This window comes from Variovorax sp. YR216, from assembly GCF_900107745.1.
Classification (GTDB): Bacteria; Pseudomonadota; Gammaproteobacteria; order Burkholderiales; family Burkholderiaceae_C; genus Variovorax.
In genome coordinates this window covers 40,947-65,532 of record NZ_FNRO01000004.1, presented here as the reverse complement: position 1 = coordinate 65,532, position 24,586 = coordinate 40,947, and the positions used below count along the sequence as shown (strand labels likewise).

The following is a 24,586-nucleotide window of genomic DNA, read 5'->3' as shown; positions in this document are numbered from 1 at the left end:
CAGGTTCACGAAAGCAAAAGGAGACAACCATGCAAGTGCGAACCATCGTGACCGGCCACACGCCCGAGGGCAAGTCGGTCTTCGTGTCTGACGCGCCGGCTGAGCGCAGTACCGCGTTCCAATCTGTTCCCGGCTTCGAAACGACCATGGTCTGGGAGACGCTTCCCGGTGCCACTGTCCCCGCATCTGAAAAGAATCCTGCCCCGCTTGCCAAGTCGTGGGTTCCGAATGCGGGGGGAACCAACCTTATGTTCATCACCTTCCCTCCGGACTCGGTGATGGGCAGTCCTTCGTTCGACCCGGCTGCGGCCGGCGCGGAGTACATGAAGGTGCTTCCGGGACTTGCAGAAAAGTTCGAGATGGAGCATCCGGGCATGCACACCTGCGACACCGTGGACTACGGCGTTCTGCTCGACGGCGAAATCCATCTCGAACTGGATGACGGTGCTACCAAGAAGCTTGCCCCGCGGGACGTTGTCATCCAGAACGGCACGCGTCACGCGTGGCGCAACAAGAGCGACAAGCCGGCAACGATGCTGTTCGTCCTAGTCGGTGCGTCGCGAGGCACTGCAGACTCAACCAGGCGCTGGCCCTAGTGGGTTCGCGGCGACAGCGCCATGTTGTTGAACGACACGCGACCTGCCGCCGCCTTTCAAAGAACAAATCATCATGGACTTCAGCATTGCAGCCTTCCTGGTGCAAGACGGTCTTATCTCGGGCGCCGTCTACGCCTTACTGGGCGTCGCCATCGTTCTTGTCTTCTCTGTCACGCGCGTCATTTTTGTCCCGCAGGGCGAGTTTGTCGCGTACTCCGCCCTGACGATGGCGGCTCTTCAAGCAGGGAAGACGCCGGGCACGCTTTGGTTGCTGCTGATGGCTTCCGCGGTCGCCTGCATCATGGAGCTCTGGGGCAGCTTCCGTGCGGGCGACAAGGCCCGTGCCATTCGCGGGCTTCTTGTCTACGGCGCCGCCCCCGCCGCACTGGCCGCAGTCATGCTGTGGGCCCTGCCGCCCCAGCTGCCGATGTTGGTCCAGGCCTTGATTGCGCTGCTGCTGGTCGTCCCCCTCGGGCCCTTGGTCTACCGAATCGTCTATCAGCCGGTCGCGCACGGCTCGGTGCTGGTCTTGCTCATCATCTCAGTGGCGTTGCACTTGGCGCTGACCTCGTTCGGTCTGCTCGTGTTCGGCGCCGAGGGCTCAAGAACGCCCACATTCAGTGACGAGCGTTGGCAGGTCGGCCCACTATCCATCACTGGCCAGTCCATATGGGTCATCGGTGCAAGCGTCGTTGCCATCGCGCTGCTCGCTTGGTTCTTCACCTATACGTTCCGCGGCAAGGCGCTGAAGGCGACGTCCGTGAATCGGGTTGGGGCCGAGTTGATGGCAATCAGCCCGACCGGTGCTGGCTCATTGGCGTTCACGCTTGCGGCCGCAATCGGCGGTCTGTCGGGGCTCCTCATCGGCCCCATCAACACCATGTTCTACGACACGGGCTTCATGATTGGCCTCAAAGGATTCGTGGCGGCCATCGTCGGAGGTCTGGTCAGCTACCCGCTCGCCGCGCTCGGAGCGCTGCTGGTCGGGTTGCTCGAGAGCTTTTCATCGTTCTGGGCAAGTTCGTACAAGGAAGTCGCGGTGTTCACGCTCATCCTGCCGGTGCTGCTGTGGCGCTCGCTGCGTACCCACCACGTTGAGGAGGATGAAGAATGAGCCCCGGACGCATCGGCGTTGCAGTTTTCGTTGCCCTCGTGGTTCTGGGACCGCTCTTCCTGCCGGAAGGGCTCATCACGATGCTCAACTACACAGGCCTCTACGGCCTGGTTGCCGTCGGCTTGGCCTTGGTCACGGGGATTGGTGGCATGACCTCGTTTGGTCAGGCGGCATTCGTGGGCATCGGCGCGTATGCGACGGCCTACCTTTCGACGGCCGCCGGATGGTCTCCCTGGGCTGCTCTGGCGGTGGGGATTGCCGTGACGTGTCTGACCGCTCTGCTTTTGGGTGCGTTGACCCTGCGCCTGGCCGGGCACTATCTCCCGCTCAGCACCATCGCGTGGGGGCTGAGCCTCTACTTTCTGGCTGGGAACATGGAGTTCCTCGGCGGGCACAGCGGCATCAGCAACGTTCCGGTCGTCCAGTTCGCCGGCTTCGCTTTCGACAACCCTCGCAAGTTTTCGTATCTCATCTGGGCGTTCGTGCTGCTCGCAATCTGGCTACTGCGCAACCTGCTGGCATCCCGAGAGGGCCGCGCCATCCGCTGCTTGAAGGGCGGCAAGGTCATGGCAGAGTCCATGGGCGTGAACATCCCGCGCAGCAAAATCATCGTGTTCGTGATTTCAGCGCTGCTCGCCGCCGTCTCCGGCTGGCTCTATGCGCACCTGCAGCGCTTCGTCAACCCCACACCGTTCGGGCTGAACTACGGCATCGAGTACCTGTTCATGGCCGTCATCGGCGGCGCCGGTTACGTGTGGGGCGCATTGCTTGGCGCCGGCATCATCACGGTGATTCGGGAATGGCTGACTGATGTGCTGCCCGGCCTTCTTGGCCAGAGCGGCAGCTTCGAGGTCATCTTCCTGGCGATTCTCACCATCGTCTTGCTGCAGCGCGCGCCAGACGGCCTCTGGCCGTTCATCGCGGGCCGGTTCTCGGCCAAGGAAGGGACCAAACGGTCTCGCGGGCAGGTGGAGGCCCAGGCTTCGCCGTTGGCGAAGCGGTCGGCGGCGGCTTCGGGGACGCTCCTGCTGGAAGTGAAGGAGGCAACGAAGCGCTTCGGCGGCCTGGTCGCCGTCGGTGGGGTGAGCCTCGAGGTCAAGGCAGGTGAAATCCTCGCGCTTCTGGGCCCCAATGGTGCCGGCAAAAGCACCATGTTTAACCTCATCTCGGGAGTTTTGCCGTCGACGTCAGGTTCGGTTTCCTTCCTGGGAAAACCGATTGACGGGCTGCGCGCGCATCACATCGCGAAGCTGGGCATGAGCCGGACGTTTCAGCACGTCAAGCTGCTGCCCAACCTTTCGGTTCTGGAGAACGTGGCCATCGGCGGTCACCTTCGGGGCAATGCCGGCATCGGACGGTCTGCCCTGCATCTCGAACGGGCCGAAGAAGCGAGCTTGCTGGCCGAAGCATCGCGGCAACTCGACCGCGTCGGCCTTGGCCAACTCAAGCATGTGGCTGCCGGCGGGCTGTCGTTGGGTGACCAGCGGATTCTTGAGATTGCCCGAGCCCTGTGTGCCGACCCCTCGTTGCTTCTCTTGGACGAACCTGCAGCGGGCCTGCGGCTGAAGGAGAAAGAGGCACTCGCAGCACTGTTGAAGAAACTTCGCGCAGAAGGCATGGGCGTGCTGCTCGTCGAGCACGACATGGACTTCGTGATGGGCTTGGTGGACCGAATCGTGGTGATGGAATTCGGTCAGAAGATTGCCGAGGGCCTGCCTCATGAGATTCAACAGAATCCGGCGGTGCTCGAGGCCTACCTGGGAAGCGTGGAATGAGCTCGGTGGCACTCGAAGTCAAGGACCTGTCCGTTGCGTATGGCAAGGTCGAGGCGCTGCACGGCGCGAATCTCAAGGTCGGCGCCGGACAGATTGTCTCGGTCATCGGCCCGAACGGGGCGGGTAAGACCACCATGCTCTCCGCCATCATTGGGCAGCTGGGCTCCAAGGGGAGCGTGGTCTTTCAAGGCAAGAGCCTCAATGGGACGAAAGTTGAGCGGCGGGTCGCCGGGGGGCTGAGCCTGGTGCCTGAGAAGCGCGAGCTCTTCTCGACGATGACCGTGGAAGACAACCTGTTGATGGGAGCGTATGCGCGCCACAACCGGGGCGAACGGGACCACCGGCAGACCATGGAAGAAGTTTTCCAAAGGTTCCCTCGTCTCAAGGAGCGGCGACAGCAGTTGGCCGGCACGTTGTCGGGCGGCGAACGGGCCATGTTGGTCCTTGGACGCGCGCTAATGGGCAAGCCTCAGGTCCTGCTTCTCGATGAGCCGAGCCTCGGGTTGGCTCCGCTCATCGTCAAGGACATCTTCCACATCATCTCGGACCTGCGCGAGTCCGGAGTTGCGGTCTTGCTGGTTGAGCAGAACGCACGTGCGGCCCTGCAAATCAGCGACTACGGCTACGTGCTGGAGACCGGCGCCGTCGTGCTCGAAGGGCCCAGCCGGAATCTTGCTGACGACCCGCGAGTCGCGGAGACTTATCTGGGCGGGGCAAAGCGTCCGCATTGATGCCGACTCGGAATGGTGTGCGCGACGCCGTAGCCTCGCTTCCTGCGATTGCACGAGCAGTACTTCACGCAACCCTCGGGCGGCGGCCTGGTCGGGACGCGGAAGAGCATGCTAGTATCACCGCGCCCTGGCGGTAGGCGGCCTCATCGCTGTCTGCTCCTCTCCTTCTTGCCACTGAGTGGCCTCCTATGGGCGTCCTACGACAACTTGGAGTAATCCATGTTTCTCGCTGGCGCCATATTGGTTAGCTGAATGTTCGCGCGCTCCATGCGCTGGGCCGGCCGGGGTTTTGAGAAGGAGAACGTTAAGATGAAGAAGAAGTCTCGTTTTAACGAACGCCTGGTTTGCGAATGCCTGATGTTTGGAACGGCCCTGCTGCAGTTCCTGACGGCAATCGTGAACGCGTTCGTCAACTATCTACCCCTGTCATGGCTGCAAAGTGGGAACATCGTTTCGAGCGGAAGCCGGGGCGATGGGTCTTTGTTCCTTCGGACGAGGCCCGGGCTATAGGCGAGAACATTAGGGCTCTAATCGCCGGTCTATGGCAGGCGCCTGAATACTACTTTCACCTTCGAGCTGGTGGTCACGTGGCCGCCCTGCGAGAGCACCAAGCTAGCTCATTCTTCTTCAAGGTTGACATCTCAGACTTCTTCGGGTCGGTGAGCCGCTCACGTTTGAGTCGGGTGCTCAAGGCGTACTTCTCACATCAAGAGGCGCTTCGCTTCGCGACGGAAAGCACCGTCCGTGACCCTGCGAATCCGGGCCGAACAATGATTCCGTATGGCTTTGTTCAGTCGCCATTGCTTGCCTCGCTTGTGTTGCAGACCAGCAGGCTCGGCTTGCTGCTCGATAGACTAAGCAAAGAGGAGGACCTTGTCGTCACCGTGTACGTGGATGACATAGTCGTTTCCGGTCATGACAAAGAACGGTTGGAGCGCATCCTTGAGGACCTGAGGATTGTTGCTAGGCGGTCCCGTTTTGAGCTTCGTGACGAAAAGCAACAAGGGCCTGCGTCATCTATCGAAGTTTTCAACATCGAATTGTCGGCAGGTACCGAACTCGCGGTTTCGGCTGCGCGCCTAGCCGAGTTCAGCGAGGCCCTTCTTACGGCGACGAGCGCCAACCAAGCCGCGGGCATCAGCAACTACGTCCGTGGCATCAATGCCGCTCAAGCAGCCGACCTTTGAGCCACGGCCATGCATCTACATGAAGAAGCGGAACTGATAGGGGGTTGTCCCAAGCCGCTCCATCCGCTTCACCACACGCGAGAGGACTTTCGCGTACTCTAATGTGACTGGAAGAGGGTTGTACAACGCGTCGTTGTTCCAGTCCATCTTGCTTAGCGCAAGAATGGCCCAAGCGGTCTCGTCCCAGTTTCCGTGGCCTGCGTGGCGAACGAGGCGAATTGGCCTCGGGGTTCCTCTGCCCCCTTGAAAATATGGACGGTTGCCAATATTGCTGACGGCGCCATGGGTCCACAGCAGGGCGTCGTAGTGGCCAAGACCCAGGAGGGTTCCACGGGGGACCGGGTAAGCGGCGGCTTGGGCGTTCCCTGATTTCTCGTGAAAGGCGCCGCGCCAGCCGACGTCTTCTACCACTTGGACGAGGTCGACCGATTCACAGAGATGGAAGGCCTCCATGCACCCGTCCACCTCGTCTGGTTTGAACTCGGTCGTCTTGTGGACCATAACTCGCCTCGGGACGCGGCCCGCATGGCGCCGGCGGTACAGGTCCATCGCCCGAGTCATTACCCTGAACATCTCGGTTCGCGAGAGAAATGGGTTCTCTCGCTGGACCTCGAACTCGTTGGTGTCATAGGCGATGAACTCGACGCCAGCACCATCAGCGTCGAAGACTTGGCTGCAGCAGGTAACAAATCGCGGTTTGCCAGACACCATCGGGCGAAGAGAGTACGAAAGACCGATGTATGCGGTCTCGGGTTCCGTGTGGGCAAGCTTCCATGGCACGCCTCCGGCCTTCGCGTAGAGCGCCAGGCCGATGCGCCACATCACGCTTGCGCGGTCTGAATACGAGAGGCCGCTTCCTTGACGGACGATTTGAACGGGCATGCTGGCCCCAGCAGTAAGGGCCTTGATGTGGTCATGTAAGTCGAAGTCTTCATCGGTGCCACCGGTAAAGCCGCGCTGCCATCTGTCAGGCAGGTAGATAAAGAGCACATCAAACAGATTGCGCTTGCTGTCCAACTGTTGAAGCGCTCTCGTGATTGCCATTGCGAGGGCGATGTGGGGGGCTCCGCTGACATCCACTTCTTGCTCTAGTTGGGACTCGAGCTCCAGATGGCAACCTTGTCCCGCGGCTGTCATTCGCACGTTGAAAACACGTTGGAAGCCAGGCCATGCAGGCAGATACTCCTTGCGCTCAGTCGGCTCATATGCCGAGTTGAGCTCTTTCAAGAAGCTGTACAGGTACTGGGACTCTCCCGCGGGCGCTAGTGTGGCTATCCTGATGGGGTCGGGTACAAGCAGACCTTTCGAGTACGGACCAAACTGGAGCAAACCCTTGAGAGGGTGAATGTGAACATCGCTGCGGCGGGACGGGTGAAACGACAGCTTGGGCTCACTGAGGAACACGTGGTTGAACAGCTGACTTTGGCTCATGCGGCAGCTCTCCGGCTGTAGGCATTTCGCTGGCCGAATCGAAACGAGGCATCGACTCCGGTGGTTGCTCCAAGCGCGTAGATTTCCTCTCCGTCGCCGAAAATGTAGTCAGACCAAAAACCAATCAAGGCGTCAAGTTTTTGGTTGTAGCGATTGAAAGTTCGCCTGCGGCCAAAGTCAGCCGCCGCCGCTTTGTTCTCCAGGGTGATGTTCAGAAAAACAGGGCTTGGCTCAAGCAGCAGCCAAAGTGCATCTGCAGCCCATTCGAATCGAACAGCGCAACCTTCTCTCCATTCCAAGTCTGGAAAACCTGGCACCGACCCGCCCAATCCCGGAACCAAGCTCTTCAAGGGCTGGAGACGTGGGATGTCGACTGCGATTGGGTAGAGGAGGTCAGCCGTGCGCTTGCGAATTCGGTTGAGGCCTCTATCGCGACATAGGGCTCTTCCGACGGCCTCTCGAAGTAGTCCTCTTTCCGACGAGTCGTAGCGGAGTCGTCGCAGCTCAATGGTTGCGAGGTCGAATTCCGTGATGTTGAACGGTTCGAATGCCTTGCGGATGTCCGCGTCGTTGCCGAACGCAAGTACGCCTGACCTTGTTCGAGTCGTCAGCACGTCAACGCCCGCGAGTTCCACTGCATCTCGCGCTTCAGCAAATCCTCCCACTGCGCATACCACCCGTCGGCACACAGTCGGAGTTTGAGTGACCCTTAAAGCGTTAATGCGCAGGACTGGCCAGTGAGACTTGCCGACGATGGCCGGTGCAGGCGACCTAGGCTCGCGCTGCTTGCCGAAGCTATCGAGTGACTTCATGTCCAAGTCTGCAACCATTCTGGCGAGGTCCCGGAGTCCTTCGTCAAAGCTCTGGACTCGAACAAGGCCGGTTTCGATACCATTGGCATCCGCCCGCGCGAGGAGCGCCGATACGCGCTGATAGGGTTCGCCGTCGCCGCGGTGAAGCCAGAAAAGACCTGCGGGAAACGCTCCGGGTAGTGCAACTGCCTCTTCCAGGGTGTCCATCACCGAATCATCTCTACCGCTGTAGCCGCAAACGACTAGCCCCGAAGTTCTGCAGCTGTCTACCAACACAGCTCGAAGCTCCTTGTCTTGATGGCGCAATTCGTCCGGTGTGTTCTTCAGTCGACGCCATCTGAAGTCGCCGTGAAGCTTGACCTCAATCGGCCATCGGCCGTCGACCATTGCCTGCCGTGCGATGGCCGGTCCAATGCCAAACGCGAGCGAAGTGAGAGCTCCGGTTCCGTCGAAGACTTTCGCGCACGCGTCGGCGATAAGAGGGTCGAAGTTCGTTGTCCACACGACGCGCGTATGCCCAGACTTCATTAGCGAAGCCAATGCCATGTGGCCATACGAAGGTTTGGCCCCCGACAGCTTCGCATCGAGATAGGTCCGTCGGTCTGCCTCGGCCGGAAAAACGGCCTCGAACAGGGCAGAGTACTCGTCTGGTGCCCCTTCGGCAGGCAGGCTGTTTGAAGAGTCTATGTGGGCCTGCAGATGCTGGCGCACCCCTGGCGCCGAAAGGTCCGCGACCATCTCCGGTGAGGCGCGACGCTGGCTCACAAACAGCTTCTGCTTGAACTCCCAAATCATGTCGCCAGCAGTGGGAATGCCAGCTGCCGCGGAAGCTCCTGCACCCAAGAACCACATGAGATTCCCGTGTCGCATTGAGAAGCGTCTCGAAAAGTCGTCGAGCTGAATCTCGAACGGCAGCGTTGCGCCCGCCGCAAACTGGTCTCCTACTTCTTGCATATCCCTCCGGGTCCGCATTGGCGTCGGTTGTACACATCAGTTTACAAAACTGCCGCTCGCAACGAGAGGGGCGACCAGCGCGCCTTCAGTCGGGCGCCTGGACCGAGGAATCTCACTCAGGGAAAGTCCCTAACAGTACAACATTGACCGGTTATAGTTGTAGTACATACACTGCGCCACCGTCATCGATGAGGCGTTGCGCAGCGCACTGTCCACTGACGGCTTCAACCCTCCTTGTGAGGGCTGCATCTCAACTAGGGACAAGGCATGGGATATTTCATCGGGACTGATGTAGGCGGCACCTTCACCGACCTTTGGGTTGCCGAACGTGGCGGCCGGGCGCGTGTGTTCAAGTCGCCGACAACCGGCGACGTCATGACGGGCGTCATCAACGCCGTTCATCTGGCCGCGGAGCACTTCGGCAAGGACTTCAGCGCTTTCTGCTCGAGCATCGAACGCTTCGGTCATGGCACCACCGTCGGGCTGAACGCGCTCCTCACCGGCAACGGAGCCAAGACGCTGGTGCTCACCACCGCCGGCTTTGGCGACACGCTGGAAATTGGGCGCATGCGCCGACAGACCGCTGGCCTGTCGGAGCTCGAGGTCGGCGACTGGATGCTTCACGACCGCCATGGACCGCTCGTGTCGCGTGACCGCGTCGTCGAAATCGTGGAACGAATCGATGCCAACGGGCAGGTCCTCCTGGCACTCGACGAAGCCGCTGCTCGCGAGACGCTTCAGCCTTGGGCATCCCGCGGAGTCGAAGCTGTCGCTATCTGCACCCTTTGGGCCACCACGAACCCCGTTCACGAGCAGCGGCTGGAGAAGCTGGTGCGCGAACTCTTCCCGTCCGCGTTCGTCACGCTGTCGCACCAGATTTCCCCGGTGGTCGGCGAGTACGCCCGAATGGCTACCACCGTTGCCAACGCAATGCTCGGGCCGATTGCCGGCCGGTATCTGAGCAAGTTGGAGTCGACGCTCCGTGAAGCAGGTATGCGTGTGCCAGTGCTCATGATGACCAGCGCGGGTGGTGTGCTCCCGACGCGCGTCCTCGATGACCGGCCCGCAGTGGCCATCTTCTCCGGACCTGCGGCTGGGGTGATGGGCTCCATCGCTGTCGGCAAGCAGCGCGGAGAAAGCAACATCCTGAGCGTTGACATTGGCGGCACCAGCTTCGACGTCGGTGCCATCGTTCAAGGCAGTCCGATGATGCGCCAGTCGATTGACCTTGCGGGAGCTGACATCAGCGTGCCGTCCATTGACGTTGCATCCATCGGCGCAGGGGGCGGAAGCATCGCTTCCGCCGAGTTTGGTGACATGGCTGTCGGCCCGCAGAGCGCCGGGGCCAATCCCGGTCCTGCCTGCTACGGCCGTGGGGGCAAGCGTCCGACCTCGACCGACGCGGACCTGGCGCTCGGCGTCCTGGACCCGGACTACTTCATTGGTGGCCGCATGCGCCTCAACAAGGACCTCGCGGAGACGGCGATTCGCGAGCATGTCGCCGAACCCCTCGGTCTTTCCGTGCGTGCGGCAGCCTGGGGCATCCGTGAGGTGCTCGACAACAAGATGGCAGACCTTCTGCGCAGGGTCACCATCGAGCGCGGTCACGACCCTCGCGACTTCGTCCTTTACGCGAACGGCGGCGCCGGCCCATCCCATGCCTGGGTACTGGCTCGAGAACTGGGGCTCGACAAGTTCGTGGTGCCCGCGGCTGCGACGGCCCAATCCGCCTTCGGAACTGCCAACAGCGCGCTGGGCTTCACTGTGACCAAACCGTTCTACCTGCGTTTGACCGGTCGCACAGAGCCGACCCCGGCTTCATTGGACGCGCTAGGCAACACCCTCTATGGGGCGGTCGCTGACGCCCGGGCAGCTCTGGCGCAGGCGGACGCGAGCGACCTTGAGTGCGGGGTGAGCATTGCCATTCGATACCGCGGCCAGGCGCACCACCTGGACGTGCCCCTGCGGGACCTCGACCCCAACGGCGGCTTTGCGCTCAAGGACTATCGCGGCGCCATCGAGAGCTTCGAGCAGTCCTACGAGGCCTTGTTCGGTCGCGGCGCCGGCTCTCGTGATGCCGGCTTCGAACTCCTCTCGATTCGCGTCATAGGCCGCGGTTTGCTGCCAGTGCCCGACATGGTCGGAGAGGGCGAGCCCATGGAGGAAGTCGGCAAGCGGGAAGTCGTGTTCGACGACCCGGAGCAACCGGTGCTCACCACCATCTACCGCACGACCTGGCCGAAGCCCGGTCAGGTCATCAATGGTCCGTGCATCGTCGAGTACCCGGGTCAGAGCGTGGTTGTGCCTCCTGGTGCGGTGGCAGAAGCAGACCCTCGCGGTCATCTGGAAGTCCGTTTCAACGCCGCACCGGTGTGAGGTCCCCTATGAGCAAAGAGAACACTGTGAAATCCGAGCCGTCGACGCTGAACCCCATCACGTACGAAGTCATCCGCAACCGCATGATTGCGATGACGGAGGACATGCGCGTCGCGCTTCAAAGCGCCTCGGGGTCTCCCACGGTGACTGAGGCGTCCGACTTCTTCACCGGCATCTACCTGCCAGACGGTGCCTTCGCATCGATGGGCTTCCAGGTCACATACCAGGCGCCCGTGGTCGGCTCGCTGATTCGTCACATCACCTCCCGTCCGTACTTCGACGTGAAGGACGGTGACATGTACCTGGGCAATGACCCGTACGTCGGAGCCCTCCATCAAAACGACGTGCAGCTGGCTGGCCCCATCTTCGTGGACGGCGAGCTGATTGCCTGGGCCGGCGTGGAGGCTCACGAAACGGACGTCGGCGGCATGGACTTCGCCAGTTGGTCCCCCAAGGCGAAGTCGGTGTACCAGGAGGGTATGCGGATTCCTTGCGTCAAGCTCGTCGATGGCGGCGAAGTACGGGAGGACGTTCTCGAGATGGTTCTAACGGCGTCCCGCCTGCCGGCACAGCTCGGTTTGGACATTCGCGCATTCATCGCAACCATCAACGTGGCGCGCGAACGCACGGCGGCCTTGGTTCGCAGGTACGGGGCAGCCACCATCAAGGAAGTCATGCGCCGCATGATTTCCGCGTCGGAGACCCGGCTGAAGGCCCGGTTGATGGAGCTGCCGGATGGCGAGTTCCGCGCCGCCGACTTCCTCGAGCACGACGGCCATGAGAACCGGCTGTACAAGGTCGATGTGAAGCTGACGAAGAAGGCTGACCGGCTGGTCTTCGACTTCGGCGGTTCTTCGGAGCAGGCCCCAGGGTTCATCAACTGCACGCGCGCCGGTCTCCATGGTGGGGTCGCGGGTGGTCTCTTCCCCACGCTCGCATACGACATCCCTTGGAACGAAGGCTTGCTCAACTGCTGCGAAATCGTTGCGCCTGAAGGGCTGGTGTGCACCGCGAAGTTCCCCGCGCCTGTCGGGTCGGCCACGGTCGAGACCATCTGGGTCGTGTCGAACGCTGTGAACGCGGTCCTCAACAAGCTTCTGGGCTGCGCCGAGAAGTACAGCCGTCGAGCGCAAGGCGTGAACTCCGGCACGATGGCCACCTTCAACCTGGGCGGGAAAAACCAGTTCGGCGAAGTGTTCGGCCTCCATTTGATGGACCCGCTGGCCGGTGGCTCTGGAGCGTTCGCTACCAAGGACGGTGTGTGTGCCGGTGGCCCCAACAACGCGCCAATGCCCTCGATTGCAGACGTCGAGCGCAATGAGCAGGTCGCGCCGTTGTTCTACCTGCATCGCCGGCTTGCGACGGACACCGGAGGTGCAGGCGAATACCGAGGTGGCCGCTCGGTCGAGTTGGGCCTGACCCTCGGCGGCATCGAAAGCGCCGACGCGCTCATCATGACTCACGGGGCCGAAGTTCCAAACTCCGCGGGCCTGGGTGGTGGTCTTCCTGGTTCGACCGTCCTCCAGCGCTTCGGACGGGGTGCGGTCAAGAACGGCGTAGCAACCGGCTCCGGCGTATGGGAAGACTTCGGGCCCAAGCCCGGTCACATCCCGATGACCAACAAGGACGTGTTCGAAGTTCGTTGGCAAGGCGGCGGGGGATTCGGCGACCCGCTTATGCGGGATGCGGAAGCGGTCGCCGCCGACGTGCGACGCGGTGTGGTGTCGCAGGCTGCCGCCAAGCAGGTCTATGGGGTGGCACTTGCGGATGACGGGATGGCCGATGCGGCGACGACGGAATCGCTCAGGCGAGGCATTCGGGCAGAACGCATCGGACGGCAACCGAAGGCTGCCGATGTCCAGGAGGTCCGGCAGCTGCTTCGTCCGCTCTCGGCTGCTCTGTCGGTCGAGATAGTCGACGGGCAGGTGAAAGTGGTCTCGCGTGCGGGACACGTCTTGAGCGAAGGGGACACCCGTTGGCGGCAGGGGGCGGATTCCAAGCGGTACGACGCCGCGCCGGCGGAGTGGGGCATCACCCTGCATGAGAATCTGGCTTTGACCGCATGGCACTGCCCGCTCAGTGGCGACCTGCTTGCGGTTGATGTTCACGAGCGGGACCGTCCCCCTCAAGACGATGTGGTCCTAGATTTGACTGCACTGGACGTTCCCGCAGCCTAGTCCTTAGCCTGCCTGGAGCCATCCGTTCATGTCACTTCGTCACGCCATCCTGGGATTCCTTAGCACGACGCCCGCGTCTGGGTACACGCTCGGCCGAAAGTTCGCCGACGGTGCCGGCGCGATGTGGGAAGCGTTGCCAAGCCAAATCTACCCCGAGCTCAAACGACTCGATGAACTCGGGTGGATTGAGGGTGACGTCGACGAGAGCGACCAGCTCAAGCGTCGCGTCTACAAGCTCACGAAGGCTGGCCGTGCCGCGCTACAGGAATGGGTGGAAAGTGACGACGCGGAGCACCCACCGGAGAGGGACGCGGAACTGGTCCGGTTCCTGTTTCTCGACCGGTCGGACTTCTCGTTCATCAGGCGGCATGCAACTCGCCACCGGGAGCACTACGCAAAGCGCCTCGCGCACTGGAGCTCAGAGCGTGATGCCATCGCGGATGGGACGCACGAGAGGAACGTCGACCGCCTCGCCAAGGAACCAGCCGAGAAGCACGGCTTCATCACTGGCATGAAGTGGTTCGCGTTCGAGGGTCTGGTGAAAAGGGCTCAGATGGAAATCGATTGGGCCGATGACGTGCTCGCCTGGCTCGACAGCCTCAACGACAGCAAGCTGAACAGCCCGCTTCCCAAGGGCGCTCGAACCTCCGGCCGGCGCCCCAAAGAAGCCTCGAAGGAACCCTCGGCAGCAAAGGCGGCGAGGGCGAGATAGCGCGCGCTGGCATGCCGGTTCTCATGCAGCGCGATTGAAAACTGAACCGAATTTAGGAGACAACGTGAAACTCTCAAGGATGTTGGATACCGCCAAGGCGGGAGTCCTGGCAATTGCAGCAACGGCGCTCGCGCAGCCGGCGCTGGCGGACGTGAAGGTCGGGTTCTCGGGCGTGATGTCCGGACCCGTTGGCATTCTTGGGCAGGAGCAATACGACGGGTTCATGTTGGGCGTCGAGTTGCTGCAGGGCAAGCTTGGCGGCCAGACCGCAACCGTCTTGAAGGAGGACGACCAGGTGCGACCCGAGGTCGGCGCCCAGATTACGCGCAAGTACCTTGAGAAGGACAAGGTCGACGTGCTCGTCGGATTGGGCTTCACGAACGTCTTGATGGCGTCTCTCCCGCTTATCGCGGAGTCCGGCGTACCCGCGCTCGCGACCAACGCAGGGCCGTCCGCGGTCGCAGGAGCGAGCTGCAAGCCGAACCTCTTCACGCTCGCTTGGCAGAGCGATGGTCCGGCGGAGGGCATGGGCTCTTACATGACGTCCAAGGGCGTCAAGAAGGTGGTGCTGCTTGCACCGAACTACCAGGCCGGCCGGGACATGCTCAACGGCTTCAAGCGCTTCTTCAAGGGCGCCGTCGTCGACGAGATTTACACGCAAATCAACCAGCCGGACTACTCGGCTGAGATTGCTCAGGTACAGGCGGCCAACCCAGATGCCGTGTTCTTCTTCTATTCGGGGGGCATGGGCGTCAACTTCATCAAGCAGATGAACCAGGCAGGCCTTGGTGGCGGGAAGCTCCCGCTGTACTCGGTCTTCACCGTGGACGCTACAACCCTTCCAGCGCTCAAGGACCAGGCGGTTGGCGTGTACTCGAGCGCACTCTGGGACGCCGGTTTGGACAACCCGGCTTCGAAACAGTTCGTGGCCGCCTTCGAGAAGAAGTATCGGCGCACGCCAAGTCTGTACGCGGCCACGGGCTTCGATGCAGCCAATCTGCTTGACGCTGCCATCAAGCAGGCCGGCGGGAAGGCAAACGACAAGGCCGCCCTGGCGGCGGCCATCAAATCTGCTGCCAAGACTTTCCCGACGGTGCGTGGCAGCTTCGCGTTCAACAACAACAACATGCCCATCCAGAACTTCTACGTGTTCCAGGCGGCGAAGTCGGGTGACGGCGTGCAGATGAAGCAGGTCGCGACTGCGCTGTCTGCGCACAAGGACAGCTACGCGAAGGACTGCAAACTGCCCAGCTAGCGCCTGTTCGAAACGTCGGCGAGGCCCGCGATGAGTTCTACCCTCCTGCTTTCCCTGCTGCTCAACGGCTTGCAGTACGGCGTGCTGCTGTTCCTGCTCGCCGCGGGCTTGACGCTCGTGTTCGGCATCATGAGCTTCGTGAACCTGGCGCATGGTGCCCTGTACATGATGGGTGCCTACGCCGCAGCCGTAGTGCTGAATGCGACGGGGTCATTCACCCTGGCCGTGCTGGCGGCCGTCGCGGCGTGCCTCGCTATCGGTGCCGCGCTTGAGTACCTCGCGGTGTCTCGGCTCTATCGGCGAGACCATCTCGACCATGTCCTGGCGACTTTCGGCATGGTGATGTTCTTCAATGAACTCGCCCGAATGATATGGGGCAGCCAACCGTACTTCGTGTCGCTGCCCGCCAGCCTCGAGGGCACATTCGAACTGTTTGGGTTCAAGTACCCCGTCTACCGACTGGTCATCATCGGTGCCGGCGTCGCGGTGGCTTTGGGGTCGTACTGGCTCATCCAGCGCACGCGTCTGGGCACACTGATTCGAGCCGGCTCGGTGAATCCTGCGCTGGTCGGTGCGCTTGGCGTGAACATTCGCGCGCTCAACGCGCTCCTCTTCGCCATCGGTGCGGGCCTTGCTGGACTGGCCGGGGCGTTCGCAGGTCCGATGCTGTCGGTTCAGTCCGGGATGGGTGACGGCGTGCTGGTGACGGTCCTTGTTGTCATTGTCATTGGTGGTATCGGGTCTGTGAGTGGCGCGTTCGTTGCCGCGCTCATCGTGGGCCTCGTCGACACCATGGGGCGGGCACTTCTCCCAATGCTCCTGCGCGAGTTCCTGGACCGCCAGGTTGCCAACGCCGCAGGACCCGCGCTTGCGTCCATGAGCATCTACGTCCTGATGGCCGTCGTGCTCGCCCTCCGGCCGCAGGGCCTCTTCCGACCATACAAGGTGTGACGTCGATGTCGGCCAGTTCCTTCCAGGCACGCTCTTTTGTGCCAACAACCGCGGCCTCGCGCCGGTCCGTGCCGGCACTCGGCTTCTCGCGTGGCGTTCCAGCGTTGGTTTGGGCTGCCCTGGTAGCGCTTCCAGTTTGGGCCCTCGCAAGCGGGGAGCCGTACTACGTGACTGTTGTGGCGCGCATCCTGATATATGCGATTGCGGCAAGCGCGTTGCACTTCGCGCTGGGCCTTGGTGGCCTGGTTAGCCTGGGCCATGCCCTTTTCGTGGGCATCGGCGCGTACTCGGTTGCTCTTCCAGCCTTCTACGGGGAGTCGAGCGGATGGCTCCATCTGGCGATTGCGCTCGGCGCCTGTTCGCTCGTCGCTGCCGTCACCGGTGCCATCAGCCTGAGGACAAGCGGTCTAGGCTTCCTCATGATTACCCTCGCGTTCGCGCAGATGGGGTACTTCCTCTTTGTCAGTCTGAAGCAGTACGGCGGCGACGATGGCCTGGCAATCCCGGTTCACAGCCAGTTCGCTGGTTGGGGGTTGGATGGCTCGGCGAAGGTGTACGTCGTGGCGCTGGTGCTCCTCGCGCTGCTGACATATTGGATGGCCCGCCTGAAGCGCGCGCCCTTCGGGATGGTGTTGTTGGCCGCAGAGCAGAACTCGCGGCGTGTCCTCGCTTCCGGCCTCACGGTTCTGCACTATCGCCTCGCCGTCTACGTGCTGTCGGGGGCCGTCTGCGGAATCGCCGGAGTCCTTCTCGCGAACCTGAGCGCCTATGCGTCGCCGGCCACCTTCACGCTCCAGGTTTCCGGCGACCTGCTCGTGATGCTGGTCATCGGAGGCGTCGGGTTCACCTCTGGACCGTTGCTCGGTGCCTTGAGCTACATGGTCCTCGAGGAACTGCTAAAGGGGACCACGGACCACTGGATGGTCATCCTTGGGCCAGCAATCGTTTTGGTCGCCTTGCTCGGCCGGGGTGGACTCTGCGGATGGCTTGAGCGGCTGGATGCTCGGCGCGCTGCTGCAGCCTTGAAGGCGAGGTCGCAATGAGTACGTCAGAAACGTCATCAGCACTTTTGCAAGTTGATGGCCTGGTGCGCAACTTCGGGGCGCTACGGGTGACGGACAGTGTCTCGCTGCGAGTCGCGGACAGGGAACTGCACGCCATCATCGGCCCGAACGGTGCAGGGAAAACCACTCTCGTCAACCAAATCAGCGGTGAACTGTCGCCACATGCTGGGCGTATCGTATTCAACGGTGTCGACGTGACGACCCTGAAGGTTCAGCAGCGAGCGCGTGCTGGGCTACTCCGCTCGTTCCAGATTACGTCTGTCTTCGAGCGGTTCACCGTGCTGGAGAACGCGGCGCTCGCCGCATTGGGCACGCGGGAACACGGCTTTCGGTTCTGGCAGCCGCTCATGAAGCGCCGTGACCTGGTGGAAGCCGCTGAGCAGGCGTTGACCGCAACTGGACTTGAAGCGAAGGCCGATACGCCTGTCGAAGCCATCGGGTATGGAGAGCGCAGGCAACTCGAATTGGCCATGGCACTCGCATCCAAACCGAAGTTCCTCCTGCTCGACGAACCAATGGCCGGGATGAGCCCGCAGGAATCTGCGGTGGTGGTGGAACTGCTGAAAAGCCTGAAGCAGAGGTACGGCATCTTGCTCATCGAACATGACATGGACGCGGTGTTTGCGCTTGCCGACACGATTTCAGTGTTGGTGAACGGTCGAATCCTCTTGCAGGGGCCGCCGAGCGAGATACGTGACCACCCGGAAGTCCGCGCGGTCTACCTGGGAGAGGAAGGCGTCGATTCCGAGGAGGGCGTCCTATGACAACGCTCCTCAGTGCCCGTGGCCTACGGGCGTCATATGGCGCCGCCCAGGTGCTCTTCGATGTCTCACTGGATGTTGGCGCTGGCGAAGTAGTGACGCTACTTGGGCGCAATGGGATGGGGCGCTCGACGACGGTGAAGTGTGTATTCGGTCTGCTGCGCCCCGGCGGTGGCGAGATTCATGTCGGCGGCCAACGTTGCGATGGGTGGACATCCCATCGGATTGCCCGGCTCGGGCTGGGCCTTGTTCCAGAGGGAAGACAAATCTTTCCCAACCTCACCGTCCAGGAAAACCTTACTGCAACCGCTAGGCGCGCGTCGAGTCCGAGCAGCCAGGCCGAACCGTGGGGACTGAAGCGCATCTACGAGCTTTTCCCTCGCTTGGAAGAGCGGCGGAGCAACCTCGGAAATCAGCTGTCGGGTGGCGAGCAACAGATGCTGGCCATCGGGAGAGCGTTGATGACAAACCCGCGCGTGCTCGTGCTTGATGAGGCCACCGAAGGGTTATCGCCTTTGGTGCGCGGGGAGATTTGGAAGGCGCTGGCGAATCTGCGACGGGACGGTCTGGCGATGGTTGTGATTGACAAGAACATCCGGGCGCTTCTCGAACTTGCGGACCGACACTACGTCCTGGAGAAGGGGCGGGTGGTCTGGAGCGGGAGTTCGCGCGACCTACGTGCCAGTCCTGAGACCGTTGGTAGGTATCTCGGCGTGTAAGTAGGGTACCGCCCCCACTCGCAGAACTCGCCCGGTGCGGCCTATGAAGGTGCGGTTCGGGTCTTGCGAAGTAAAACGCAATGCCGGCATTCGGGCCAGAAGCGGAAGTACATGCACCGACACAATCCAGAGCCGAAAGCGGTCACTCAGCCGGGCGTCACCGGAGCCAGCGCTACTTCGCAGCCGCTTCCAATTCCGGCTCTCGGTAGTGCTCGAACGTGCGCTTCACAAGTGCGCGTAGCCAACTCACTGCTGGGTCGTTGTGAAATCTAGGATGCCAGTGCTGGCTCAACGCGAACTGCGGCAACTCTAGAGGCGGCTTCAGAATCCGCAGCGTGCCGTATTTTGAGAACGCACTTGCGAGTTCCATCGGGACGGTCGCAATGAGGTCCGGATGCCGCTCAAGGAGCAGCGGCACGACAAGAAAATGCGGTGTCGTCAGAAATACGTTGCGCTCCAGACCCTGCTCTTCGACTAGCTTGTCATACGCGGTGCCAGGCTTGCCTTCAAGGGAGACCACCACTTGGGGCATTAGCTGAAACTGCTCCATCGTCAAGCTGTCGCCAATCGACGTGTTGCTAGCACTGACGATGGTGACGAAGGTGTTGAGGAAGAGACGCTGGCGATACAGGCCTTCTGGGGCGGAACGGATTGAACCCAGCGCCAGGTCGACCTCGCCGGAGGCAAGCAGCCCTTCAATCTGCTCAATTGGAACCTGCACCGTCCGCACCGTGCAGTGCGGCGCTTCCTGCCGTAGCTTGGTCAGCAGCGGCGGAAGAAACACCAACTCCCCGGCATCAGTCATTGCGAACACGAAGGCTCTGCGGGAGCGTTCCGGATGGAAACCTGCCTCAGCTAAGACCTGCTGGCGGACGGTGGCCATGATGTCCATGACGGGCTGACGCAACAACTCTGCCTTGCGCGTCGCCACCATGCCCTGTGATGACTTCACGAACAGCGAGTCGTCGAAGAAGGTCCGCAGACGGCTGAGCGAGTGACTGACCGCGCTTTGCGTCATGCCAAGTGAGTCGGCTGCGCGTGTGACGCTTTGCTCACGCAGCAAGGCGTCTAGGACCCCCAGAAGGTTGAGGTCCAGTTGCTTCAGGTTTGAATCGATGGAGGCCATAGGGGTAGCGTGCCGCGCCGCAGCATGAATCGCGCTCATTCTAGGCATGAGCGTCATGGCGTTGTCTCATTTGCCCGCCCCTCGTATCGTCTGCCCCGCTACGTGGAAGCAGACCAAATGAGACAAGTGCACGCCAGGAGCTGGCCGCAGAAAGGCCAGACATGAGATTCGCCGAGATGCCCGAAGTGGGGCCGGCCGGATTGGACTATCAGGCCTTGGAATTCGACTTTGAGCGGGCCCCAGACCAAGGCGCCGCGACCCCGGCGCGCAAGCCCGTAGTAGTGGTTGGGGCGGGGCCGGTCGGGTTGAGCCTTGCCATCGACCTAGCACAGCGCGAAGTGCCCGTCGTTCTGCTCGACAACGACTTCAGGCTCTCAACTGGCTCGCGCGCCATCTGCTTTTCCAAGCGCACCCTTGAAATCTTCGACCGCTTGGGATGCGGCGACCGGATGGTCAAAAAGGGCGTGTCGTGGAAACTCGGCCGCGTTTTCTTTGGCGAGGAGCAGATTTACCAGTTCGACCTCTTGCCAGAGGACGGCCACGAGCGGCCCGCATTTATCAACCTGCAGCAGTACTACGTCGAAGGCTATCTGGCGGAGCGCGCTGCGCAACTGCCCCTCATCGACGTTCGCTGGCACAACCGGGTCTTCAACGTCGAGCAGAAGGAAGGCCACGTTCTCGTCACCATCGATACGCCGGAGGGGCCCTACCAACTGGCCGCCGACTACCTGGTTGCTTGCGACGGCTCGCGCTCTGCAGTGCGCCAACTGATTGGCCAAGAGAGCAAAGGACGCGTTTTCCGTGACCGCTTCCTCATCGCGGACGTGAAGATGAAGCTGGAACAGCCCGCCGAGCGCTGGTTCTGGTTCGACCCTCCCTTTCACCGCAATCAAAGCGTGCTGCTTCATATGCAGCCAGACGGCGTTTGGCGCATCGACTTCCAGCTCGGATGGGATGCTGACCCGGACGAAGAGAAGAAGCCCGAGAACATCATTCCTCGCGTCAAGCAAATGCTCGCGCACACCTCGATGAAGGACGCCGAATTCGAGCTGGAGTGGGCGAGCGTCTACACATTCGCGTGCTTGCGCATGGACAAATTCAGGCACGGGCGCATCTTCTTCGCAGGCGATTCAGCACACGGTGTTTCGCCCTTTGGGGCGCGTGGTGCCAACTCCGGGGTGCAGGATGCCGAGAACCTGGCCTGGAAGCTTGCTGCGGTGGTCCAAGCCCGAGCTCCGGACACGTTGTTGGACAGCTATGCAGTCGAGCGTGAATACGCCGCCGACGAGAACATTCTCAACTCGACCCGTGCGACCGACTTCATCACGCCTAAGAGCGAAGTCAGTCGGCTCTTTCGCGACGCGGTCCTGAACCTGGCAAAAAGGCACCCCTTTGCCCGCACATTGGTCAACAGCGGACGCCTATCGGTCCCAGCGACGCTCAGAGAGTCGTCCCTTAACACGCCGGTCTTGGGCGGTGACTTCCAGCGCATGGTCCCCGGTGCGCCGGCGACGGATGCCCCGGTGCGGCTCCCTGATGGCACCTCTTCCTGGCTGCTCCGGCAGCTTGGTGCTGACTTCACCGCACTGGTGCTGGCGGACGGCGGCGAGTCCAAGCAATTGGCGGGCTTCTTTGACGCTGCGGGTACGACCGGTCCCGTGAAGGTGCTCACCGTCGCGAACGCTCCTGGTATCGACGCCGACCTGGTCGACGCAGCTGGCCTGGTGGCAAAGCGCTATGAGATGAAGCTCGGTTCAGTTGTGCTTCTGCGTCCAGACCAACACGTTTGTGCGCGAGGCGAGCTCGCGGACCCGTCCTGGCTACCGGCCGCCCTGCAACGAGCGCTCGCTGCGCACTGAGAACCAGATGGCGCTCATCACTACCCCCAACCTCTCTGCTCCCGACGAGTTCTACGAGGCGCTGATAGAGGCGCATCAAGACCTGTCCCTCGCGCAAAGCCAGGCCCTGAACGCAAGGCTGGTTCTTCTGCTTTCAAACCATATCGGCTCAGTCGACGTCCTGCGTGAGGCGCTTCACGAGGCGCGCGGCTAGCTCCACTGCATTCAATTTACCACGGAGACAAGATGATTCGGACACAGATTTCACGACGCAATGTGCTGCGAGCCGGGGTGCTTGCAGCAGCGCTGCCCAGCTTGGCATTTGCTCAGGACAGCCGCCCCATCGAATGGGTTGTCGGCTACGCCGCCGGCGGGGGCTCAGATGTCGTGGCCCGCACTGTTGCGGACGCCATGAGCAAATCGATGAGCCAGCCCATCGTCATCAACAACAAGCCGGGCGCTGCGACCAACATTGCCGCCGGCTATGTCTCGAACTCCAAGGACTACGGGCACGTCATGTTGTCCGCCGACTTCGCAACGCTGGCTGTCAATCCTTGGCTCTTCGCGAAGCTGCCCTATGACCCGGTGAAGGATTTTCAGCCAGTGGGAATGCTCGCCCGATTCCCCATGCTGCTGGTGATTAGCCCGACTGTGCCTGCGAAGAATCTGACCGAGTTCCTCGCATGGGCTAAGACCAATGGTCCAGTGACCTACGCGTCTGCGGGTGTTGGTAGCCCGCACCATCTGGCAGCAGAACTCTTCCGGGAGCGCACCGGCCTCAGCCTGCAACACGCACCGTACCGCGGCGCGGCTCCTGCTGTTCAAGACCTGCTTGGCGGTCAGATTCCGTTCGGCTTCATCGATACCGCCAGCGTGCAGCAATACATCGCGAGCGGAAAGCTTCGTGCCATCGGAGTCGCGAGCCCTGCGCGCTTGGCCACGATGCCCGACGTCCCGACCATCAGCGAGCAGGGCGTCAAGGACTTCACTGCCTTTGCCTGGCAGGGTCTCGTGGTTCCAACTGGCACCTCGCCCGAGGTCATCTCGAAGTTGAGCAAGGCGCTTCAGGAGGCGCTGAACTCCTCGCAAGTCAAGGCGCGTTTCCAAACCCTCGCACTTGAGGGCATGCCAGGAACGCCGCAACAAATGACCGCCTACGTGGACGCGGAACGCGAGCGGTGGGGCAAGGTTATCAAGGCGAACTCCATCCGCCTTGATTGAGCGACTGAACGCACGAACACAACAACCATAGGAGACAACGTGATGAATATTCCTGTTCACAACCCTTCGGAAAGCGCTTCGCAGCGACCCCGGAAAACTGTCGGGCTCTGGGCACTGGCCGCGCTGTGCGCGGTCACGTTGGCCGCTTGTGGGGGCGGTGGCAATAGTCCGCCAGCGAGCACTGCAAGCAACCCGACCACTCCAACGACGACTACCCCGACAACCCCGACGAACCCGTTGCCGTCGATTGACGCCATGAAGGCGACCTGTGCCGCGATGGTCGGAAAGACGTACGCCTCGGCAACTGTGACTGCGGCCAATCGAATTGAAGCCGATTCCACCCTTGGCACGTCCGGCATGTGCCAGGTGCTCGCGACTCGCGCCCCTTACCTCGATATCGAGGTCGTTGTCCCCGACAACTGGAGCGGACGCTACTGGCAACAAGGCGGTGGAGGATTTGACGGGCGTATTCCATCAGCCATCACCAAGAACAGCTCAGGGGCAGTCACAGCAGTCACAAGCGCTGTCACGGCTCAAGCTGCTGTCTACGCGGCGTCAAACGGCGGCAACCGCTCTAACGTTGCAGGCCAGGCCGCGCCGGCCGTCTTCTTCGACGGCACGGATGCTGGAAAGCAGTCCATGACGGACTACGCGTACGCCTCACTCGGCACGACGCTGTACTTCGCCAAAGGGGTGATTCAGGAGTTCTTCAAGCAAGATTCGAAGTATCGGTACTTCGTTGGATGCTCGAACGGAGGTCGCAACGCTGCGATTGCAGTTCAACGTTGGCCTGAAGAATTCGATGGGGCCGTGTCCGGATGCTACGGTTTCAGCATGCCAGGACAGACGGTCGCGTGGACCAGCATGGCAGGTCTCGCCGGAACCCCTGCAATGCCGAGCAGTGCGCAGTGGTCCGCTGTTTACAAGGCAGCAGTAGCGTCGTGTGACGCGGCCGACAATGTGACCGACGGAGTGATTGCGAACTACTCGAAGTGCACGTTTGACCCGGCCACTCAAGTTTGCGGCCAGCCTTTGGCAAGCACTGACCCCGCGCTCTGCTTGACTACGGCTCAGCTTCCTACGGTGCAGAAACTCTTCGGGGGAACGTGGACCGATGCGTTGGGCAACACGATTTACTCTGGCTATGGGTGGGCTAGTACGAACCCCGCCTCATTCGGTGGGCTCGGCGGTGGGTACGTCGCCATGGCAACGGGTGATGCGTCGTGGCTGACTGCAGCGAAGCAGGCGACGTTTGACGTCAATGTGGACTACGGCCCAGTCGCAGCCGGGCTTCAGGCCGTCGGTGCAGATGTCGACAAGATTGCCATCGCAAAGTACATCGCAAGCGGCAAGAAGTTCCTCACCTATCACGACGGGGCTGACGGCTTGCTGTCGATTAACGAGCACACCCGCAACCTGAACACGGTCTACTCCATCGCGAAGGGCATGGGGCTGGCTGACCCGTCTACTTCGAGCCGGTACTTTATCGTTCCTGGCACGGGTCACGGCGGCTCGCAGGCCCTGACCCAGGTCAGATGGGACGATGCCATCGTGAAGTGGGTGGAGGCCGGCACGGCGCCCACGCAACTCACCTTCAACGGCAAGATGAGCACTGGCGCTGCGAAGTCCATTCCGGTATGCCAATACCCGCAGTATCCGCGCTACGTCTCAGGCGGCGATGTGAACAGCGCTGCTAGTTATAGCTGCACGGCTCCGTAACGGCCAGGCACGGCGGTTCGCCTTGAGGTGGACCGCTCGCTTTGTGCAAATCGTTGCGTGAGTGCAG

The 24,586-nt window shown here is 61.7% G+C and carries 21 protein-coding genes; 18 read left to right on the top strand and 3 right to left on the bottom strand.

The features are described 5' to 3' along the window. Nucleotides 1-29: 29 nt before the first annotated feature. The 6 genes from BLW05_RS13580 to BLW05_RS13560 all read left to right on the top strand — a co-directional run bounded on the left by BLW05_RS13580 (nucleotide 30) and on the right by BLW05_RS13560 (nucleotide 5,403). Nucleotides 30-596 carry a cupin domain-containing protein gene (locus BLW05_RS13580; RefSeq protein ID WP_093163288.1) on the top strand — a complete coding sequence of 189 codons (567 nt, stop codon included), beginning with the start codon at nucleotides 30-32 and terminating at the stop codon, nucleotides 594-596. Nucleotides 597-669: 73 nt separating this feature from the next. Beyond that, nucleotides 670-1,710, top strand: coding sequence for a branched-chain amino acid ABC transporter permease (locus BLW05_RS13575; RefSeq protein WP_093163286.1), 1,041 nt, complete (start codon nucleotides 670-672; stop codon nucleotides 1,708-1,710). Beyond that, the gene (locus tag BLW05_RS13570) at nucleotides 1,707-3,485 is read left to right on the top strand and encodes a branched-chain amino acid ABC transporter ATP-binding protein/permease (protein WP_093163285.1); all 1,779 of its coding nucleotides are present in this window, start codon (nucleotides 1,707-1,709) and stop codon (nucleotides 3,483-3,485) included. The genes BLW05_RS13575 and BLW05_RS13570 overlap by 4 nt, the downstream gene beginning before the upstream one ends. Continuing rightward, nucleotides 3,482-4,216 (top strand): ABC transporter ATP-binding protein, encoded by a 735-nt coding sequence (locus BLW05_RS13565; RefSeq protein ID WP_093163283.1) that lies wholly within the window; start codon nucleotides 3,482-3,484, stop codon nucleotides 4,214-4,216. The genes BLW05_RS13570 and BLW05_RS13565 overlap by 4 nt, the downstream gene beginning before the upstream one ends. Nucleotides 4,217-4,525: 309 nt before the next feature. Further along, entirely contained in the window at nucleotides 4,526-4,726 is a 201-nt protein-coding gene (locus BLW05_RS35935) for a hypothetical protein (protein ID WP_177142652.1), read from the top strand. Continuing rightward, entirely contained in the window at nucleotides 4,645-5,403 is a 759-nt protein-coding gene (locus BLW05_RS13560; protein ID WP_256330331.1) for a reverse transcriptase domain-containing protein, read from the top strand. Before BLW05_RS35935 ends, BLW05_RS13560 begins: the two co-directional genes overlap by 82 nt. Before the next feature lie 15 nt (nucleotides 5,404-5,418). On the opposite strand, the gene BLW05_RS13555 is transcribed toward BLW05_RS13560, so the two are convergent. Next, entirely contained in the window at nucleotides 5,419-6,834 is a 1,416-nt protein-coding gene (locus BLW05_RS13555; protein ID WP_093163280.1) for an argonaute/piwi family protein, read from the bottom strand. Beyond that, nucleotides 6,831-8,600, bottom strand: a complete 1,770-nt coding sequence (locus tag BLW05_RS13550; RefSeq protein ID WP_256330284.1) for an SIR2 family protein — start codon at nucleotides 8,598-8,600, stop codon at nucleotides 6,831-6,833. Before BLW05_RS13550 ends, BLW05_RS13555 begins: the two co-directional genes overlap by 4 nt. A 267-nt stretch (nucleotides 8,601-8,867) precedes the next feature. Between BLW05_RS13550 and BLW05_RS13545 the strand changes: the two genes are divergently transcribed. The 8 genes from BLW05_RS13545 (at nucleotide 8,868) to BLW05_RS13510 (ending at nucleotide 18,615) form a co-directional block, all read left to right on the top strand. After that, on the top strand, nucleotides 8,868-10,976 hold the full coding sequence (locus tag BLW05_RS13545; protein ID WP_093163278.1) for a hydantoinase/oxoprolinase family protein: 2,109 nt from the start codon (nucleotides 8,868-8,870) through the stop codon (nucleotides 10,974-10,976). A gap of 8 nt (nucleotides 10,977-10,984) precedes the next feature. Next, the gene (locus BLW05_RS13540; protein ID WP_093164033.1) at nucleotides 10,985-13,153 is read left to right on the top strand and encodes a hydantoinase B/oxoprolinase family protein; all 2,169 of its coding nucleotides are present in this window, start codon (nucleotides 10,985-10,987) and stop codon (nucleotides 13,151-13,153) included. A gap of 28 nt (nucleotides 13,154-13,181) precedes the next feature. Further along, nucleotides 13,182-13,865 carry a PadR family transcriptional regulator gene (locus tag BLW05_RS13535; RefSeq protein WP_093163277.1) on the top strand — a complete coding sequence of 228 codons (684 nt, stop codon included), beginning with the start codon at nucleotides 13,182-13,184 and terminating at the stop codon, nucleotides 13,863-13,865. A gap of 34 nt (nucleotides 13,866-13,899) precedes the next feature. After that, nucleotides 13,900-15,120 (top strand): ABC transporter substrate-binding protein, encoded by a 1,221-nt coding sequence (locus BLW05_RS13530; RefSeq protein WP_256330282.1) that lies wholly within the window; start codon nucleotides 13,900-13,902, stop codon nucleotides 15,118-15,120. Between the two features lie 30 nt (nucleotides 15,121-15,150). Continuing rightward, nucleotides 15,151-16,071, top strand: a complete 921-nt coding sequence (locus BLW05_RS13525) for a branched-chain amino acid ABC transporter permease (RefSeq protein ID WP_093163274.1) — start codon at nucleotides 15,151-15,153, stop codon at nucleotides 16,069-16,071. Between the two features lie 176 nt (nucleotides 16,072-16,247). Beyond that, nucleotides 16,248-17,114, top strand: a complete 867-nt coding sequence (locus BLW05_RS13520; protein WP_256330281.1) for a branched-chain amino acid ABC transporter permease — start codon at nucleotides 16,248-16,250, stop codon at nucleotides 17,112-17,114. Next, nucleotides 17,111-17,899 (top strand): ABC transporter ATP-binding protein, encoded by a 789-nt coding sequence (locus BLW05_RS13515; RefSeq protein WP_093163271.1) that lies wholly within the window; start codon nucleotides 17,111-17,113, stop codon nucleotides 17,897-17,899. Before BLW05_RS13520 ends, BLW05_RS13515 begins: the two co-directional genes overlap by 4 nt. Next, nucleotides 17,896-18,615 carry an ABC transporter ATP-binding protein gene (locus BLW05_RS13510; RefSeq protein ID WP_093163269.1) on the top strand — a complete coding sequence of 240 codons (720 nt, stop codon included), beginning with the start codon at nucleotides 17,896-17,898 and terminating at the stop codon, nucleotides 18,613-18,615. Before BLW05_RS13515 ends, BLW05_RS13510 begins: the two co-directional genes overlap by 4 nt. A gap of 172 nt (nucleotides 18,616-18,787) precedes the next feature. Here the strand turns inward: BLW05_RS13510 and BLW05_RS13505 are convergent, their stop codons facing one another. Beyond that, the gene (locus BLW05_RS13505; RefSeq protein ID WP_256330280.1) at nucleotides 18,788-19,798 is read right to left on the bottom strand and encodes a LysR family transcriptional regulator; all 1,011 of its coding nucleotides are present in this window, start codon (nucleotides 19,796-19,798) and stop codon (nucleotides 18,788-18,790) included. Between the two features lie 104 nt (nucleotides 19,799-19,902). Here BLW05_RS13505 and BLW05_RS13500 point away from each other — a divergent pair, with 104 nt between their 5' ends. The 4 genes from BLW05_RS13500 to BLW05_RS13485 all read left to right on the top strand — a co-directional run bounded on the left by BLW05_RS13500 (nucleotide 19,903) and on the right by BLW05_RS13485 (nucleotide 24,519). After that, the gene (locus BLW05_RS13500; RefSeq protein ID WP_093163267.1) at nucleotides 19,903-21,600 is read left to right on the top strand and encodes an FAD-dependent oxidoreductase; all 1,698 of its coding nucleotides are present in this window, start codon (nucleotides 19,903-19,905) and stop codon (nucleotides 21,598-21,600) included. Nucleotides 21,601-21,607: 7 nt separating this feature from the next. Further along, nucleotides 21,608-21,793, top strand: a complete 186-nt coding sequence (locus BLW05_RS13495; RefSeq protein ID WP_093163266.1) for a DUF2783 domain-containing protein — start codon at nucleotides 21,608-21,610, stop codon at nucleotides 21,791-21,793. A 32-nt stretch (nucleotides 21,794-21,825) separates the two neighbouring features. Continuing rightward, nucleotides 21,826-22,800 (top strand): Bug family tripartite tricarboxylate transporter substrate binding protein, encoded by a 975-nt coding sequence (locus BLW05_RS13490; protein WP_093163264.1) that lies wholly within the window; start codon nucleotides 21,826-21,828, stop codon nucleotides 22,798-22,800. Between the two features lie 255 nt (nucleotides 22,801-23,055). Continuing rightward, nucleotides 23,056-24,519, top strand: a complete 1,464-nt coding sequence (locus BLW05_RS13485) for a tannase/feruloyl esterase family alpha/beta hydrolase (RefSeq protein WP_177142650.1) — start codon at nucleotides 23,056-23,058, stop codon at nucleotides 24,517-24,519. Nucleotides 24,520-24,586: the final 67 nt, after the last annotated feature.